The sequence below is a fragment of the Pontibacter russatus genome (assembly GCF_009931655.1).
GTDB classification, from domain to species: domain Bacteria; phylum Bacteroidota; class Bacteroidia; order Cytophagales; family Hymenobacteraceae; genus Pontibacter; species Pontibacter russatus.
In genome coordinates, this window is the sequence record NZ_CP047984.1 from 553,064 (window position 1) to 567,838 (window position 14,775).

Genomic DNA, 14,775 nt, shown 5'->3' on the forward strand with positions numbered 1-14,775 from the left:
TTATGTAGCATAAATTTTATCATATAGCGAGCCCGAAATGGACCAAAAACAGCAGAAATTTCGTTATCTTTGTTCTAATCAAGATAACCTATTTTAACAAGATAATTATGTCGTTTGATATTCAAGGTAAGCTGTACGAGACGTTTGAGGAGCAGCAGGTAAGCGAGAAATTCAGGAAGCGTGAGTTTGTGCTGGAGATTCCGGATGGTTCTTTCACCCAGTATGTGAAGTTCCAGCTGACGCAGGACAAGTGCAGCCTGCTGGACCCTTTCAAAAACGGTGACGAGGTGAAAGTGACGTTTAACCTGACGGGCAAGCCCTTCACCAAGAACGGCACCACCATGTACTTCACCAACCTGCAGGCCTGGAGGCTGGAGCCCGCTGCCGGTAATGCCGGTGCCCCTGCCGGTAACGCCCCAATGCAGCAGGACGCACCGTCGTTCTACAGCAGCGACGCGGACAATGACTTGCCCTTCTAGTGCATATATGATTTCAGAATATTAAAGCGGGCGCTGTAGCCCGCTTTTTTTATGTCATCGCCCTGTTTATTCCGGAGAGGTCGGCTGGCCGAAAAGAGGCCGCACGGGTATTTGAAGGGCTGCCCGGGCAAACCCTTCCCGGCTACGCGCCCCGGCTTGCCCTCGCATACCGCTTACACGGAAGCGGTTCAAGATGCCCAAGGCTGGCGCCGGACGTGTATCGGGTGCAATTATTGAACACCCGCCGTGCTGCCACGCATCGGCTTTACGTTATATATACAGCCCCGCTATTTACTATGGACGAACTACAACGCCTTATCCTGCACGGCGAAAGCGACACCCTGGATTTCAAGCAGCGCGTGACACAGCCGGAGAAGATCGCCCGCACCCTCGTTTCTTTCGCCAACACAAGGGGCGGCGTCATCCTGGTCGGCGTAAAGGACAACGGCACCATTACCGGCATCGACCCTGAAGAAGAGAAACACACGCTGCAGCAGGCCGCTGACTTTTTCTGCGATCCTCCTGTAAAAGTTTCATACGAAGAGGTAGAGGATGACCACCGCACGGTGCTTAAAGTAATCATTCAGGAAAGCGAGACTAAGCCCCACTATGCCAAAGTGAAGGAAAATGATTGGCGCGGCTATGTGCGTGTGAAGGACACGAGTGTGCAGACTAGCAAGGTAGTTGACAAGGTACTGGCGCAGGAGGCGGGCCACCTGGGGCGGCTCCCCCTCGACCGGCATGAAAACGCGGTGCTGACGTACCTGCAAACAACTCCCCGCATCACGCTGCGGCAGTATATGAAGTTGGCCAATCTGTCGGAGCGGCGCGCCTACCGCACGCTGGTAAAGCTGGTGATACACGGCTACCTGCGCCTCCACGACAAAGAGAAGGAGGATTTTTACACCCTAAGCTAAGCCCCGCTGAAGAGACTCGCACCCACTGCTATATATGAGGATGGCTGAAATATCGGTTTACCGGAACACGATCAGGTTTCCTTTCTCATAGTACTCGCTGTGGCTGTACTCACCACGCTCATCGTATACCTTCCAACTCCCGAACCAGTAGTAGCGTATATCCCGCTCCGTTTCGTCCACTCTTGCCTGCCCTTCCCTGGCCAGCGCTCCGTTCTCATGAAAGCACTGCACCGTCATGAAGTCCTGCCGGCGCAGGTGCCTCTCCAACATATATAGCCTGCCGCTGGGGTAATAGAAATAACGCCAGGTGCCTACCTCCCTGCCATGCCTGAACCTCCCCTTCCGGATCAGGGTTTCACCGTCGGGGCCTTTCAATTTCCACATGCCGTGGTACCTGCCCAGTTTGTCCATGCGGTTGATACGGAAAGGCCATATCCCCTTTGCCGTTTTCTCGCTTACCTTTTGTCTGGTCTGCTGCGCATCCGCCCCGTAAGGCAGCAGCGCAATGAACAGGGCTAAAACAATTCGTGCAATCATAAGGCGCTCAAGTCACAGTTAAGAATCCTCAGCGGTAAGATACGAAAAAAAATAAACTTAACTAAAAGTTTAGTTACAACACTGCCCTCGAATTAAAGTTTTGACAATGAGGGCAATGTATTCGGAGAGACAGCAGCACAAGCCTTCAGGAAACGGCGCAGCCCATGCTCCCGCTGTGTCAGCGTCAGCCTCCTGTAAGAATCTCGCGTAAAATGAATATATACAACCATAAAAGATTCAGGAGCAACATACCAGATTACGGCTCTTACAGAGTTTTCACCCTTAGCCCAGACACTATGGCACGCCCTAAAAACTCCGCCGCCGCATCCGGCACGATGCAGGTATCGAAATCCGACAACGCCACCAGGAGCAAATCCGCCGAAACCAAACCCCAGGACTCAGATGCAGACATCAGGAAAGTGTTCGTGCTGGATACGTCCGTCATCCTCTACGACCACAGCGCCATCCAGAATTTCAAGGAGCATGATGTGGCCATCCCGATCACAGTGCTGGAGGAGCTCGACAACTTCAAGAAGGGCAACGACATCAAGAACTTCGAGGCCCGCGAGTTCATTCGTTTCATAGACAAACTGTCGGCCGAGCACCGGCTGCAGGAGTGGCTGCCGCTGAACGGCAAGAACAAGGGCTCCTTTAAAGTGCTGATGTACGAGTCCACCGCCCTGGATGCCACGACCATCTTCGGCGACAAGAACGACCACCGGATCCTAAACTCGGCCCTGACACTGAAGCAGGAAATGCCCGAGAGCAAGATTGTGCTCGTAACCAAAGACATCAACCTGCGCCTGAAGGCACGCGCCCTCAATATCACCGCCGAGGACTATGAGACAGGCAAGATACAGGATGTGGCGGGCCTCTATTCAGGCAACGACACCATTGAGGATGTGCCGGCAACCGTGATCACAGAGCTGTATGAGAAAGGCGTCTGCGACCCAGCGAGCGTTCTGGAGTACACGCCGAAAGACAATCACTTCTTTATCCTGAAGAGCTTCAGAGGCTCATCCTTAGTTTATTATAACGCGGCCGAGAAGCAACTGGAGCGGGTGGACAAGCTTTCTGCCTTTGGCGTGAAGCCGCGCAACGCCGAGCAGGCCTTTGCCCTGCACGCCTTGCTGAACCCGCAGGTAAAGTTGGTAACGGTGCAGGGAGTGGCGGGCACCGGTAAAACCCTGCTGGCGCTAGCCTCAGCCATTGAGCAGCGCCGCGAGTACAAGCAGATATACCTGGCGCGCCCCGTGGTGCCGCTCAGCAACAAAGACATCGGCTACCTGCCCGGCGACATCAAATCGAAGCTGAACCCCTATATGGAGCCGCTTTGGGACAACCTGAAATATATCCAGAACCAGTTTGCCGAAACGAGCAAGGAGTTCCAGAAGATACGCGACATGGTGGACCTGGAGAAACTGGTGATCACGCCGCTGGCTTATATCCGCGGCCGAAGCCTGTCCAACATCTACTTTATAGTGGACGAGGCGCAGAACCTGACGCCGCACGAGGTGAAAACCATTATCTCCCGTGCAGGCGAGAATACAAAAATCGTCTTTACCGGCGATGTACACCAGATCGACACGCCTTACCTTGACTCACAGAGCAACGGGCTCTCCTACCTCATCGACCGGGCGAAGGAACACCCGCTCTACGCCCACATCACGCTGCTGAAAGGCGAGCGTTCCGAGCTGGCGAACCTGGCCAACGAACTGCTGTAAGAAAGCCATATATACATATATAACAGCGAAGCCTGCGTCTAAAGTCGCAGGCTTCGCTGTTATATATGGAGTATACAAATCTTAGAATGAAAGTATTATGTCTGACGTCTAAAAGTTAGGGTCTAAAGTCCTCCTTCACTTCCGCTTCAGGTAACGGTCCTGCAGGATGAGCATGTGGTGGAGTTCGTGGGCCGCCATCACGTGTATCACGCCGCGCACCGAAATGGGCCGGCCGTTCGTCAGGCCGTAGTTGTTCAGCATGTCGGAAGTGAGGCTGCGGAACATGGCCATGTTGGAGCGGCGCGTCAGTTCGTACTCATCCAGGATAGCCTCGAGCGGGCGGATGTTCGCCAGCGAGTTGTACACGTACTTGTTCTCGTCCCAGCCCGGCAGCGACGCCTCCTCCAGGCGGCTGATGCAGAGGGCACGGTACCCAAAGATGCGCTCCGAGTCGATGAGGTGCTGCAGCACTTCTTTCATGGTCCACTTGCCCTCGGCATACGTCTCCTCTGCCCGCTCGTCGGAAATGTTCTTGAACATATACCGCAGGTCTACGGCCTGCTTCTCCAGCAGATATAAAACATCGCCCTCGGGCAGCAGCGTGACGTACTTCTGGTACACATCGGGATACTCTTCTGCTGTCGGTCTGTTAATGGTGGTTGGCATATGCGGTTCTGGTTTTGGCTGTATTTTTCTTACTGTTATTCAGAAAGAAGGTTTTAAGGCCGAGCAGGCCCTGCTCCACCTCCCTTTGCCTGCGGTATTTCTGCACCGCCCCCAGCACGCGCTCCCAGGGGCTCTGCCCCACCGCCGCCTGCTGCCGCCACACCACCTGCGTGCCCCCCGCCACTGGCGCAAGCGTGATTATTCCCTCAACCGTATGGGTTGTGTTGTGTTCGCTCTGCCTGTAGGTGAGGGAAGACGGGCTGGTGCTCTCCGTGAAAACAAGCAGGCCGTTGCCCACCCTGTCGCCGCTCCATTGCATGCGGGCCCCGGTACCGGACATGGGCCCGCCGTACAGGTGAATCATCGAGGGGTCCACACTTTTGTTCAGCACGCTCCATTTCTCCCAGTGCATCGGGTTTTCCAGCAGGGCATATACCTCCTCCGGCGGGGCCTCCACCACAATGCTCTGCTGCACCTCCAACTGTGTCGGGAGCAGCAGGTAGGAAGCACCGGCCGAGGCTGCCAGCAACAGCGGCACGGGTAAAATCACTTTCAGGAGCAGCTTCATAAAATGTCCTCTATTTGTTCTGTGTAGGGCCGGGAGGCGTTTTTCTACACCAAGTTAAGGCAGCTTTTAGTTCGGAATCAAGCGTGGGACTATAAATATTTTCCGGCACCTGTCTTAAGCGCTGGCAGGCAGCGGTGGCCGGTACAGCCTTAAAGAGCGTTCGCACGTAGAGGGAAGAAAGAGACTATATAAAAACAAAAAGCAATGATACAAGATTGGGTAACAAAGGGCTTCAATTACTCCCAGAATCCTATATTCAAGAAGTTCCTCGGCAAAGCCGGTGGATATATGACCAAGCCCCTGAAGCTCGGCGTGCTGCTGACTTCGGCCTACGGCAAGCTAGTGGACACCGACAGCAAGCAGAGCGGGTTTGAGCAGCTCAAGGAATTCATGTTCACGTTTATCCGGTTGATAAAGGCCTACTTCCGCGGCGACTACCGCCAGGTGGCCAACAAGTCGCTGCTGATTGGCGTGGCGGTGCTCCTTTACCTGGTTACACCCCTGGACATCATCCCGGACTTTATACCGGGCATTGGCCTGCTGGACGATATCAGCCTGATGGCCTGGTTTGTGGATGCTTTCCAGAAGGAGATTGCCAGGTTCCGGGAGTGGGAGGAAGACCGCAACTTCGATCATACCCGCATCGGCACTTTATGAACTTAAGAAAAGCCCATCAAAAAGCCCCGCTTATATATAGCGGGGCTTTTTGTTATAGATAGCTCAATGCTGGTGGAAGGTGTCGGAGACGAAGGACAGCACTTCAGGCAGCGCCTCGCGCCAGTAAGTCCAGTTGTGGGCGCCGTCGCGCACCCGGTACTCGTGTGGTATCTCCTTTTTGCGCAGAGCGATGTGTACCCGCGCATTGCCTTCGTACAAGAAGTCGTCGTCGCCGCAGTCTATATACCAGTTCACCTGCTTCACGGTGTCGGCTGGCAGGCTTTCGATGAGCTCGAGGGCGCTGTGGCGTTTGTAGTAAGTTTCTACCTGGGCATCTGTCGCGGTCACGTTTTTGTTCCCGATGCGGGCCATATAGGTCTTGGCGTCTGCCAGGGAGAGCGGCCCCACGGCGGCGCTCAGCGGGCAGGCCGAGGAGAACAGGTCCGGGCGGTGCAGCGCATACATAAAAGAGCCGCCCCCTCCCATCGATAGCCCGGCCACGGCACGGTAGCGCTTCTCGCCTTTGATGCGGTACTCCTTCTCTATATAGGGCATAAACTCATCAAAAAAGAAATCCTCGTAGCGCCACTCGCCGCTGGGGTCGTTGAAGTAGCCGCGCTGGCCAGTGTTGGCGTCCGGCATCACAATGATCATGGGCGTGGCCGTGCCCTCCGCAATGGCTTTGTCCGTTATCCGGAGCACCTCCCCGAACTGCACCCAGCCGGTCTGGTCGTCACCGGCGCCGTGCAGCAGGTACAGCACCGGGTAGCTGCGCTGCGAGGTGTCGTAGCCCGGCGGCAGGTATATGGCGTACTTCCGGTTGCTTTTCAGGATCTTGCTTTTCAGGGAGAGGTTGTCCATCACTTTGCCGGTGGTCTGGGCAAGCAGCGCCGCCGGGAAGATTAGCATAGTTATAAGTAAGGCTAACAGGTAGTTTTTTCGCATATGGTTGGTTTGATGTTGGGTTTAGGGTTTGGAAAATGACTGGGGTAATTTTTGGAGGTAAATTATATAGGAAGCTGACATTGCTGTTGTATATGGTGTGGGCGGGTTCGGAGCAAATAGCTTCATTTTATTTTTAAGATATTTCGAGTCAAAAAGCTAAAACTTTAAGCATCTTTTCTCATAACGCAAACTCCTGATTAGCTGCAGAAGTGATTTAAAGTTTCAAAACTGATGAGTTTCAGGTACTGTTGCGGGCTTTACTCCTACCAAATTAAAAGTAAGTTGAAGTGGGTTACAACCTTAAATTTACAACTATTTTAACTATCATTATTGTACCTTTTTGTACGCAGGTTTTGATCCGCTTTTATTTTCAAACTATAGCAAACTATGGAAAAGCAAGAAACGACACCTGTAGCTCGCCCAATTTTTTATATCCTGACGCATTCATATGGATTGGGTCGCTATAATATAATTGCTTATTATAGACATTGTATCCGCCTGAAAAGAACTGATCAAGGAAAGGTATCCCGTGAAGGAGGCATATCTTTTTTTGCATGTCAACATATTGATTCATCCCCTGTTCATAAAATGGATCATATCCTCCTCTATCATTGAAGGCTTTACTAGATGTAAAAAAGTATATGACAGCTTGGGGATTTATTTCATAAATTCTTTTTATACAATAGTTTATTCCTCCTGCTTGGGAAGTTAATTTTTTCTTGTCATAGCCATCAAACTCTGTATAATCTGTGTAAGAGCCAATGTCTCTATGATTTGTGTAGTCATTCGTTGAAGCCCATAGAATATAGATATCAAATACACCAGCTTCATCAACCTGCCTTTGGATAGATTTGCCTTGTAATGAAGAGAAGCCTGCACCAGGCACTCCGTAATTAGTGACCTTCATTCCCAGACATTCTTCCCACATACTTTTGGCGCTTTCACTTTCAGGTATCACAGAAACAGAGCCACCAAAGACTGCTACAGACTTTCCAAAGTTGAAGGAATTTTTAAAGGGTGGTTTCTCAGTCCTGTTTTGTGAAAATACACTAACCGAAATTAAAAAAAACAAAACAACCAAATAATTCATGCTACTTCTCATAGTGCTCAATTGAATAATTCATATGCCCTATACTTAATTTGTTAGATACATTGCCCTCTTTTAAAATCATAGTTTATTTTGCCAGCTTTGATAATAAAAAAACAATGTGAAGTATTCGTCTAATTACAGGTAACTACTGTGTAGCAGGAGTACTTCTCCTGCTACCTGCACTATATCAGGGGTGCTGCCTAGTCTTTTCCACTGCTCCGCCAATCTCCAGAACAGCTTCCTCAGTATATCCAATAGCTAATATACCATAATTTCCCAGGTTAACTACTCCGATATTTATATATAAAACTTTCTCCTCCCCCTTCTGTTACTCCGCCTATATATCCCAATGTATGCAGGATTTATATATAAGACACGGTATCAAAAACGCAAAGATGCAACAGCTTGAAGCATCCTTGCATCAAAAAATTACGAGCTGACTTAGGCATTCCTCAAAATTACGCTACCTTTGCCCACCGAATGAACATTCAATTGAGAACATGGGCGGGACGGAGCACTTAGCGGAGAAGAAGAAGGCGATTTTAGAGAGCACCCTGGAACTGATAAAGGAGAACGGTTTCCACGGCACACCCATGAGCCTGGTGGCGAAGGAGGCGGGCGTGGCCGCAGGCACCATCTACCACTATTTCGACAGCAAAGAGCGCCTTATCTGTGAGCTATATACCTATGAGAACAGGCAGCGCATGGAGGCTGTCGCCCAGGGCGATGATGCGTCGCTGTCGTACCCGGAGCGTTTTTTTGCTATATGGCTGCGCCTGTTTAACTACTACCGCGACAACCCGAACGTGCTGCAGTTTTTTGAGCAGTTCGTGAACTCCCCTTACCACGCCAAAAACCCGGAAGAAAGCCACGACTGCTTCTACGGAATGCTCTTCAGGTTCTTCGCGAAGGGTGTGGAGGAAGGGTACCTCCGCCCCGCTAATCCGGAGATACTGGGCGTGCTGGCGCATGGAAGCGTTACCACGACCGCTAAAATTCACCGGTACGGAAAGATAAACCTGGGTGAGGAAGAACTGCGGCAAATCGCTCAAATCATGTGGGACGGCATGTCGGTAAGCTAAAATTTAACCTCCAATTAAAAAGCATCTGTTATTTTTGAGTCTGTGATCCGTCTATATATAAACCTGATATAACTATGAAAAAAAGCTACACCTCTTATTTCACGCAGCCGGCCCGGCTGTCTGCCTGCACCTCTATTTATATATAGACATTCATTTTACGCATTATTTTCATGAAATTTCTGAATAGACTAAAGCCCCTGCTGCTGGGCCTGCTGCTGTTCCCCTCCCTCCTGCACGCGCAGGATGCCGCCCCTGCCGCCCCCGCCAACCTTACGCTGGAGCAGTGCGTGGACTTTGCGCTGAAAAACAGGGCGGCGGTAGAGCAAGCCGTGCTGGACGAGGTGATTGGCGAGCACCAGATTAAAGCGAATCTTTCGGGCTGGTATCCCCAGGTCTCGGCCAGCTACGCGGGCACCAAAAACCTGAAGCTGCAGCAGCAGCCCCTCGGTGACCAGCTTATTACGCTGGGCCGCAACTACTCGTCCAACGTCCTGTTCGAGGCACGGCAGAACATTTTCAGCAACGACCTGCTGCTAGCCTCCCGCGCGGCGCGCTTCACCCGGCAGCAACTGGACCTGAACACCCTCGACACCCGCATCAACACCGTGGTGGAGGTGAGCAAGGCCTACTACGATTTGCTGCTTACGCAGGAGCAGATTCGGATTCTGGAGGAGAACCTCGCCCGGCAGCAGAAGCAGTTCGAAGACGCCCGGAGCAGGTTTGAGGTGGGGCTGGTAGACAAAACCGATTACCAGCGCGCCTCCATCACGCTCGCCAACATCCGCAGCGACCTGAAGCGCGCTACGGAGGCCGTGAAAGCCAAAAAAGCTTACCTGAAACAGCTGATGGGCTTTCCGGTGGAGTCGGAGCTGAACCTGACCTACGACTACGAAGTGATGCAGCAGGCGGTGCTGCTGGATACCACGGAGATATTGGATTTCTCGGACCGCGTGGAGTTGAAGCAACTGCAGGTGCAGCAGCAGCTGCTGGACCTGAACACCAGCTACTACCGCTGGGGCTTCCTGCCAACCGTGTCGGCGTTCATCAACCACAATTCCATTTACTTCAACAACGACTTCTCCCAGCTCTACGACCAGTCGTACCCGACCTCGGCCGCGGGCCTGCAGGTTTCGGTGCCTATCTTTCAGGGAACGAAGCGGATTCAAAACCTGAAAATTGCGCAGTTGGAGGAGCAGCGCGCGGAGGTGGAGGAAGAGAACGTGCGCAAAGCCATAAACACCGAATACCAGACAGCCCTCGCCAACTATAAAAGCGACTATTACGAGTGGATAACCCTGCGGGACAATCTGCAGGCGGCGCAGGAAGTGTATGACATCATCCGGCTGCAGTACGACGAGGGCGTGAAGGCATACGTGGACCTGATAGTGGCGGAAACGGACCTGCGCACCACGCAGCTTAATTATTACAATGCCCTGTTTAACGTGCTGGCCAGCAAGCTGGACTATCAGCAGGCCATCGGAAGCATCGACATCAACTAATCACACAGTAACAAAATTCAGAATGAAGAGGAATTTATCTTGGCTGGTAGCCGCCTTGGCCGGGCCGTTTGTGCTTATATCCTGTGGCGGCGGGCAAGACGCCCCGCAGCAGAACCCAGCCGCTGCCGCAGTGCCCGTCAGCACTTACACCGTAGCCGAAGAGAGCGTAACCGGCACCGATACCTACCCCGGCAACGTGGTGCCCCTGAAGGAGGTGGAGCTGCGCCCGCAGGTGTCAGGGTATATATCCGACATATATGTACAGGACGGGCAGCGCGTGAAGAAAGGACAGCGGCTATATGAGATAGACCAGAGCAAGTACCGGTCCAGCTACCAGCAGGCGAAGGCGAGCCTGCAGAGCGCCCAGGCAAACCTGGAGCGCCAGCAGAAGGACCTGGAGCGGTACGAGCGCCTGGCCGAGAGCGAAGCCATTGCGCGGCAGCAGCTGGACTATGCCCGCACCAACTTGCAGACGGCGCAGGCCCAGGTGGCGGCGGCCCAGGCACAGGTGAACAGTGCCGCCACCGACCTCGGTTACGCCACCATCAACGCCCCTTTCGACGGCACCATCGGCATCTCGCAGGTGCGGGTGGGCGCGCAGGTGTCACCAGGGCAGCCACTCCTGAACACCATTTCCTCTACGGACCCTATCGCCGTGGACTTTGTGATAAACGAGCAGGAAATCAGCCGCTTTAACCAACTGACGCAGGGAGAGCAGCCAGACTCGTTGTTCACCATCCTGCTGCACGGTGATAAGCCCTACCCCTACCCAGGCAAACTTATCGTCATCGACCGCGCCATCGGCCGAAGGACGGGCACCACGACGGTGCGGCTGCAGTTCCCGAACCAGGACCGTACCCTGGTACCGGGCATGACGGTGGATGTGCGCGTGCTGAACGAGGACATTGGCGAGCAGTTGGTAATCCCCTATAAGTCAGTGACAGAGCAGCTCGGGGAGTACTTCGTGTATGTGGTGCAGGGCGATTCGGTGGTGCAGCAGAAGGTTGATTTGGGCACCCGGTTCGGAGGCGAGGTGGTGGTGCGCGACGGGCTGGAGCAGGGCAAGACCATTGTGGTGGAAGGCATACAGAAGCTGCGCCAGGGCGCGAAGGTGCAGACCGGAAACACGCCGCCGGCTCAACCCGCTGCCGCTGCGAAATAATTTTGTAAAAGGAAGACTTTCAAGCGAAACATGATATCAGACGTATTTATAAGAAGGCCGGTAACCTCCATCGTGATCTCGATTGTGATCGTGCTGGTGGGCATCCTGTCCATGATGAACCTGCCTGTCACGCAGTACCCCAATATCTCCCCCCCTGTCGTGTCTGTGTCGGCCAACTACACGGGCGCGGACGCGCTGACCGTGGAGCAGACGGTGGCCACGCCGGTGGAGACGCAGATCAACGGTACGCCGGGCATGGCCTATATCACCTCCACCAACACCAGCACCGGCCAGATGAACATGGCCGTGACCTTTGAGTTGGGAACCGATATCGACATTGCCACCCTCGACGTGCAGAACCGGGCAAGCATCGCGGAGCCGAGCCTGCCGGAGGAAGTGCGGCGCCTGGGCGTGACGGTGCGGAAGCGGAATCCGAGCATCATGATGGTGGTGGGCATTTTCTCGCCAAAGGGAACACACGACATCGAGTTCCTCGACAACTACACCAACATCTTCGTGCGCGACGCCTTGCTGCGTGTGCAGGGGGTGGGCGATATAAATGCGCTGGGGCAGGATTTCAGTATGCGTGTCTGGCTAAAGCCCGACAAACTGGCCCAGTACAGCATCAGCGCCAGCGAAGTGACCGGCGCCATACAGGAACAGAACCTGCAGGTGGCCGCTGGCACGGTGGGCGCCAAGCCGCAGTACGATACGCAGGCCTTTCAGTACCCCATCACCGTGCGTGGCCGCCTGTCAACACAGGAGGAGTTCGGCAACATCATTGTCCGCACCAACCCAGAAGACGGCTCCATTGTGTACCTGAAGGACGTGGCCCGGATAGAGTTCGGGCGGTTTGACTACGGCAGGGCCGCCACCATCAACGGCAAGCCATCCACCATTCTGCTGATGTACCAGGCCCCCGGCAGCAACGCCCTGGAAACGGCCGAAGGCATATATGCCACGCTGGAGGAGCTGAAGGAGTCCTTCCCCGCCGATGTAGACTATGTGGTTTCCTTCGAGACGGTTTCGGTGGTGCAGGTGTCTATCAACGAGGTGGTGCATACGCTCATCGAGGCGCTTATCCTCGTAATCATCGTGGTGTTCCTGTTCCTGCAAAGCTGGCGCGCCACGCTTATCCCGATCCTGGCCATCCCGGTGTCCATCATCGGTACGTTTATCTTCTTTATTCCGCTTGATTTTACCATCAACACGCTGACCCTGTTCGGTTTCGTGCTGGCCATCGGTATTGTGGTGGACGACGCGATTGTGGTGGTGGAGGCGGTGCAACACTATATAGACCACGAGCGGCTATCGGCCAAAGAGGCCACGCGCAAAGCCATGAAGGACATCACGGCCCCGGTTATCGCGATTGCGCTTATCCTGGCGGCGGTGTTTATTCCGGTAGGTTTTATACCTGGCATTGTCGGCAGGCTGTACCAGCAGTTTGCCATCACCATTGCCATCTCCGTGCTCATCTCGGCGTTTGTGGCGCTCACCCTCACGCCTGCGCTCTGCTCGCTGATGCTGAAGCCGATGAATGTGAACAAGAAGTCGCGGGGACTGAATAAGTTTTTCTACAAGTTCAACAACTGGTTCGCCCGTACCACGGAATCCTACTCGGGTGGTGTGCGCCGTTCTATCAAGGCTGCCCCGCTGGTGCTGGTGCTGCTCGCGTGCGTGTATGCCGGCACAGTGGGGCTGTTCTCGGCCAAGCCAACGGGCTTTATTCCGATGGAGGACGAAGGGCGGCTGTTTGTGTCGATTGAGTTGCCGGAGGGCTCCTCCGCCACCAGGACCGAAGCCGTGCTGGCCGAGATGGGTGAGATCATGGCGGACATTCCCGCCATCAAAAATTACACGGCCATCGGCGGCCTCAACGCCATCAACTTCTCCTTTAAATCAAACAGCGGCACCATCTTCACGCAGCTGCAGCCCTGGGCGGAGAGAGAGGACGCCGCGGACCAGTTGGAAGGCATCATGGCCACGCTCAACCAAAGGTTTGCCGCCATTAGAGAGGCTACCGTGATTGTGGTGGCCCCGCCAGCCATTCCCGGCCTCGGAAGCTCCGGAGGTTTCAGTTTTATGCTGGAGCAGCGCGCCGGTGGCGGCGACCTGAAGGAGTTTGAGGCGGTGCTGGGGCAGTTTATAGGGGCCGTGAACCAACGGCCTGAGATTGCCAGGGCCTACAGTTTCTTCAACACCCGCACGCCGGGCTATCAGGTAGAGGTGGACCGCGAGAAGGCGAAATTGCTTGGCGTGTCCATCGCGGATGTGTATGCCACGATGTCTTCGTTCATGGGCAGCCGCTATGTCAACGACTTCACCCGCTACGGCCGTAACTTCCGGGTGGTGGCCCAGGCAGACACCGCCTACCGCATGGACATCGAAAGCCTGAAGCAGTACTACGTGATGAACAGGCAGGGCGAGTCGGTGCCGCTGAGTGCGCTGGTTACCTCCAAGGTGGTGGAGAACGCCTCGGTTATATCCCACTACAACCTCTTTCGCTCGGCCGAGGTGCTGGGCAGCGCCGCACCCGGCTACAGCAGCGGCCAAGCGCTGGAGGCGCTGGAGGAAGTGGCGGCGGAGGTGCTTCCTGCCGGCTACGGCTACGACTTCTCCGGCCTGAGCCGCGAAGAGAAAGCCGCCGGAAGCAGCACCATCTATATCTTCTCGCTTTCCATCATCCTCGTGCTGCTGCTGCTGGCCGCCCTGTACGAAAGCTGGTCGGTGCCGTTCTCTATCCTGTTCGCGATTCCGCTGGGGATGTTCGGGGCCATCCTGGCGCTCACGTTGCTGCCGAAACTGGACAACAACGTGTATGCGCAGATCGGTATGATCACGCTGATTGGTCTGGCGGCCAAAAATGCCATTCTGATTGTGGAGTTTGCCAAAGAGCGCGTGGACCGGGGCATGGATTTGATTGAGGCCACCATTGAGGCTGTGAAGCTGCGCCTTCGCCCCATCCTGATGACTTCCCTGGCCTTCATACTGGGCGTTGTGCCGCTGGCAATGGCCACAGGGGCTGGTGCCGTGTCGCGCCAGACGATTGGGTGGGTTGTGATTGGCGGTATGCTGGCTGCCACTTTCCTGGCAATCTTCGTTGTGCCCGTGCTGTATGTAATCATCACAAGAGTGGCCTACGGCAGAAGAGGACTGGAAGAACTCCGGGCCAACTTTAAACCTGAAGACGATGCCGGAGGAGACCCGCATTACGTTAACCCGCACGCCTGATGGCGGAAGTACATATAAACATAAAGCCCCGGCCATGATGGCCGGGGCTTTATGTTTATATACAGGCAGGCTCCGAAAGAAGCATATTTAGCCCAGCCGCCTTCTGTACGCCATGCAGAAAACTCAGGCCATTACTGCATTTATATGGCTTCCCCCAGTCGCGGGGAGGCAGCCATATAAATAGCACACATCCGTTCTTTTGTAAGCAGGCCTATATA

The 14,775-nt window shown here is 54.3% G+C and carries 13 protein-coding genes; 8 read left to right on the forward strand and 5 right to left on the reverse strand.

Annotation, left to right across the window (positions count from 1 at the left end):
• The first annotated feature begins 107 nt into the window (after window positions 1-107).
• Together GSQ62_RS02225 and GSQ62_RS02230 are read left to right on the forward strand one after the other, a co-directional pair.
• Window positions 108-479, forward strand: coding sequence for a DUF3127 domain-containing protein (locus tag GSQ62_RS02225; protein WP_161887994.1), 372 nt, complete (start codon window positions 108-110; stop codon window positions 477-479).
• 296 nt (window positions 480-775) lie between these two features.
• Window positions 776-1,396 carry an AlbA family DNA-binding domain-containing protein gene (locus GSQ62_RS02230; RefSeq protein ID WP_161887995.1) on the forward strand — a complete coding sequence of 207 codons (621 nt, stop codon included), beginning with the start codon at window positions 776-778 and terminating at the stop codon, window positions 1,394-1,396.
• A 57-nt stretch (window positions 1,397-1,453) separates the two neighbouring features.
• On the opposite strand, the gene GSQ62_RS02235 is transcribed toward GSQ62_RS02230, so the two are convergent.
• Entirely contained in the window at window positions 1,454-1,933 is a 480-nt protein-coding gene (locus tag GSQ62_RS02235) for a toxin-antitoxin system YwqK family antitoxin (RefSeq protein ID WP_237586917.1), read from the reverse strand.
• A gap of 335 nt (window positions 1,934-2,268) precedes the next feature.
• Between GSQ62_RS02235 and GSQ62_RS02240 the strand changes: the two genes are divergently transcribed.
• On the forward strand, window positions 2,269-3,657 hold the full coding sequence (locus GSQ62_RS02240; RefSeq protein WP_161891281.1) for a PhoH family protein: 1,389 nt from the start codon (window positions 2,269-2,271) through the stop codon (window positions 3,655-3,657).
• A 135-nt stretch (window positions 3,658-3,792) separates the two neighbouring features.
• Here the strand turns inward: GSQ62_RS02240 and GSQ62_RS02245 are convergent, their stop codons facing one another.
• Both GSQ62_RS02245 and GSQ62_RS02250 read right to left on the reverse strand, forming a co-directional pair.
• A complete protein-coding gene (locus GSQ62_RS02245) occupies window positions 3,793-4,323 on the reverse strand; it encodes a DinB family protein (protein WP_161887996.1) in 531 nt (176 codons plus the stop codon).
• Complete coding sequence (locus GSQ62_RS02250) at window positions 4,307-4,891, reverse strand: SRPBCC family protein (RefSeq protein WP_161887997.1); 585 nt, start codon at window positions 4,889-4,891, stop codon at window positions 4,307-4,309. The genes GSQ62_RS02245 and GSQ62_RS02250 overlap by 17 nt, the downstream gene beginning before the upstream one ends.
• Window positions 4,892-5,095: 204 nt before the next feature.
• On the opposite strand from GSQ62_RS02250, the gene GSQ62_RS02255 reads away from it, so the two are divergent.
• The gene (locus tag GSQ62_RS02255) at window positions 5,096-5,548 is read left to right on the forward strand and encodes a YkvA family protein (RefSeq protein WP_161887998.1); all 453 of its coding nucleotides are present in this window, start codon (window positions 5,096-5,098) and stop codon (window positions 5,546-5,548) included.
• A 63-nt stretch (window positions 5,549-5,611) separates the two neighbouring features.
• Here GSQ62_RS02255 and GSQ62_RS02260 read toward each other — a convergent pair whose 3' ends face one another.
• A complete protein-coding gene (locus GSQ62_RS02260) occupies window positions 5,612-6,457 on the reverse strand; it encodes an alpha/beta hydrolase (RefSeq protein ID WP_202621826.1) in 846 nt (281 codons plus the stop codon).
• A 421-nt stretch (window positions 6,458-6,878) separates the two neighbouring features.
• Window positions 6,879-7,595 carry an SGNH/GDSL hydrolase family protein gene (locus GSQ62_RS02265; protein ID WP_161888000.1) on the reverse strand — a complete coding sequence of 239 codons (717 nt, stop codon included), beginning with the start codon at window positions 7,593-7,595 and terminating at the stop codon, window positions 6,879-6,881.
• A 488-nt stretch (window positions 7,596-8,083) separates the two neighbouring features.
• Here GSQ62_RS02265 and GSQ62_RS02270 point away from each other — a divergent pair, with 488 nt between their 5' ends.
• The 4 genes from GSQ62_RS02270 to GSQ62_RS02285 all read left to right on the forward strand — a co-directional run bounded on the left by GSQ62_RS02270 (window position 8,084) and on the right by GSQ62_RS02285 (window position 14,557).
• Window positions 8,084-8,665, forward strand: coding sequence for a TetR/AcrR family transcriptional regulator (locus GSQ62_RS02270; RefSeq protein WP_161888001.1), 582 nt, complete (start codon window positions 8,084-8,086; stop codon window positions 8,663-8,665).
• Between the two features lie 170 nt (window positions 8,666-8,835).
• Complete coding sequence (locus GSQ62_RS02275; protein ID WP_161888002.1) at window positions 8,836-10,164, forward strand: TolC family protein; 1,329 nt, start codon at window positions 8,836-8,838, stop codon at window positions 10,162-10,164.
• Window positions 10,165-10,186: 22 nt separating this feature from the next.
• Window positions 10,187-11,326 carry an efflux RND transporter periplasmic adaptor subunit gene (locus GSQ62_RS02280; protein ID WP_161888003.1) on the forward strand — a complete coding sequence of 380 codons (1,140 nt, stop codon included), beginning with the start codon at window positions 10,187-10,189 and terminating at the stop codon, window positions 11,324-11,326.
• 30 nt (window positions 11,327-11,356) lie between these two features.
• Window positions 11,357-14,557: an efflux RND transporter permease subunit gene (locus GSQ62_RS02285; RefSeq protein ID WP_161888004.1), complete on the forward strand. Its 3,201-nt coding sequence runs from the start codon at window positions 11,357-11,359 to the stop codon at window positions 14,555-14,557.
• Window positions 14,558-14,775 lie beyond the last annotated feature (218 nt).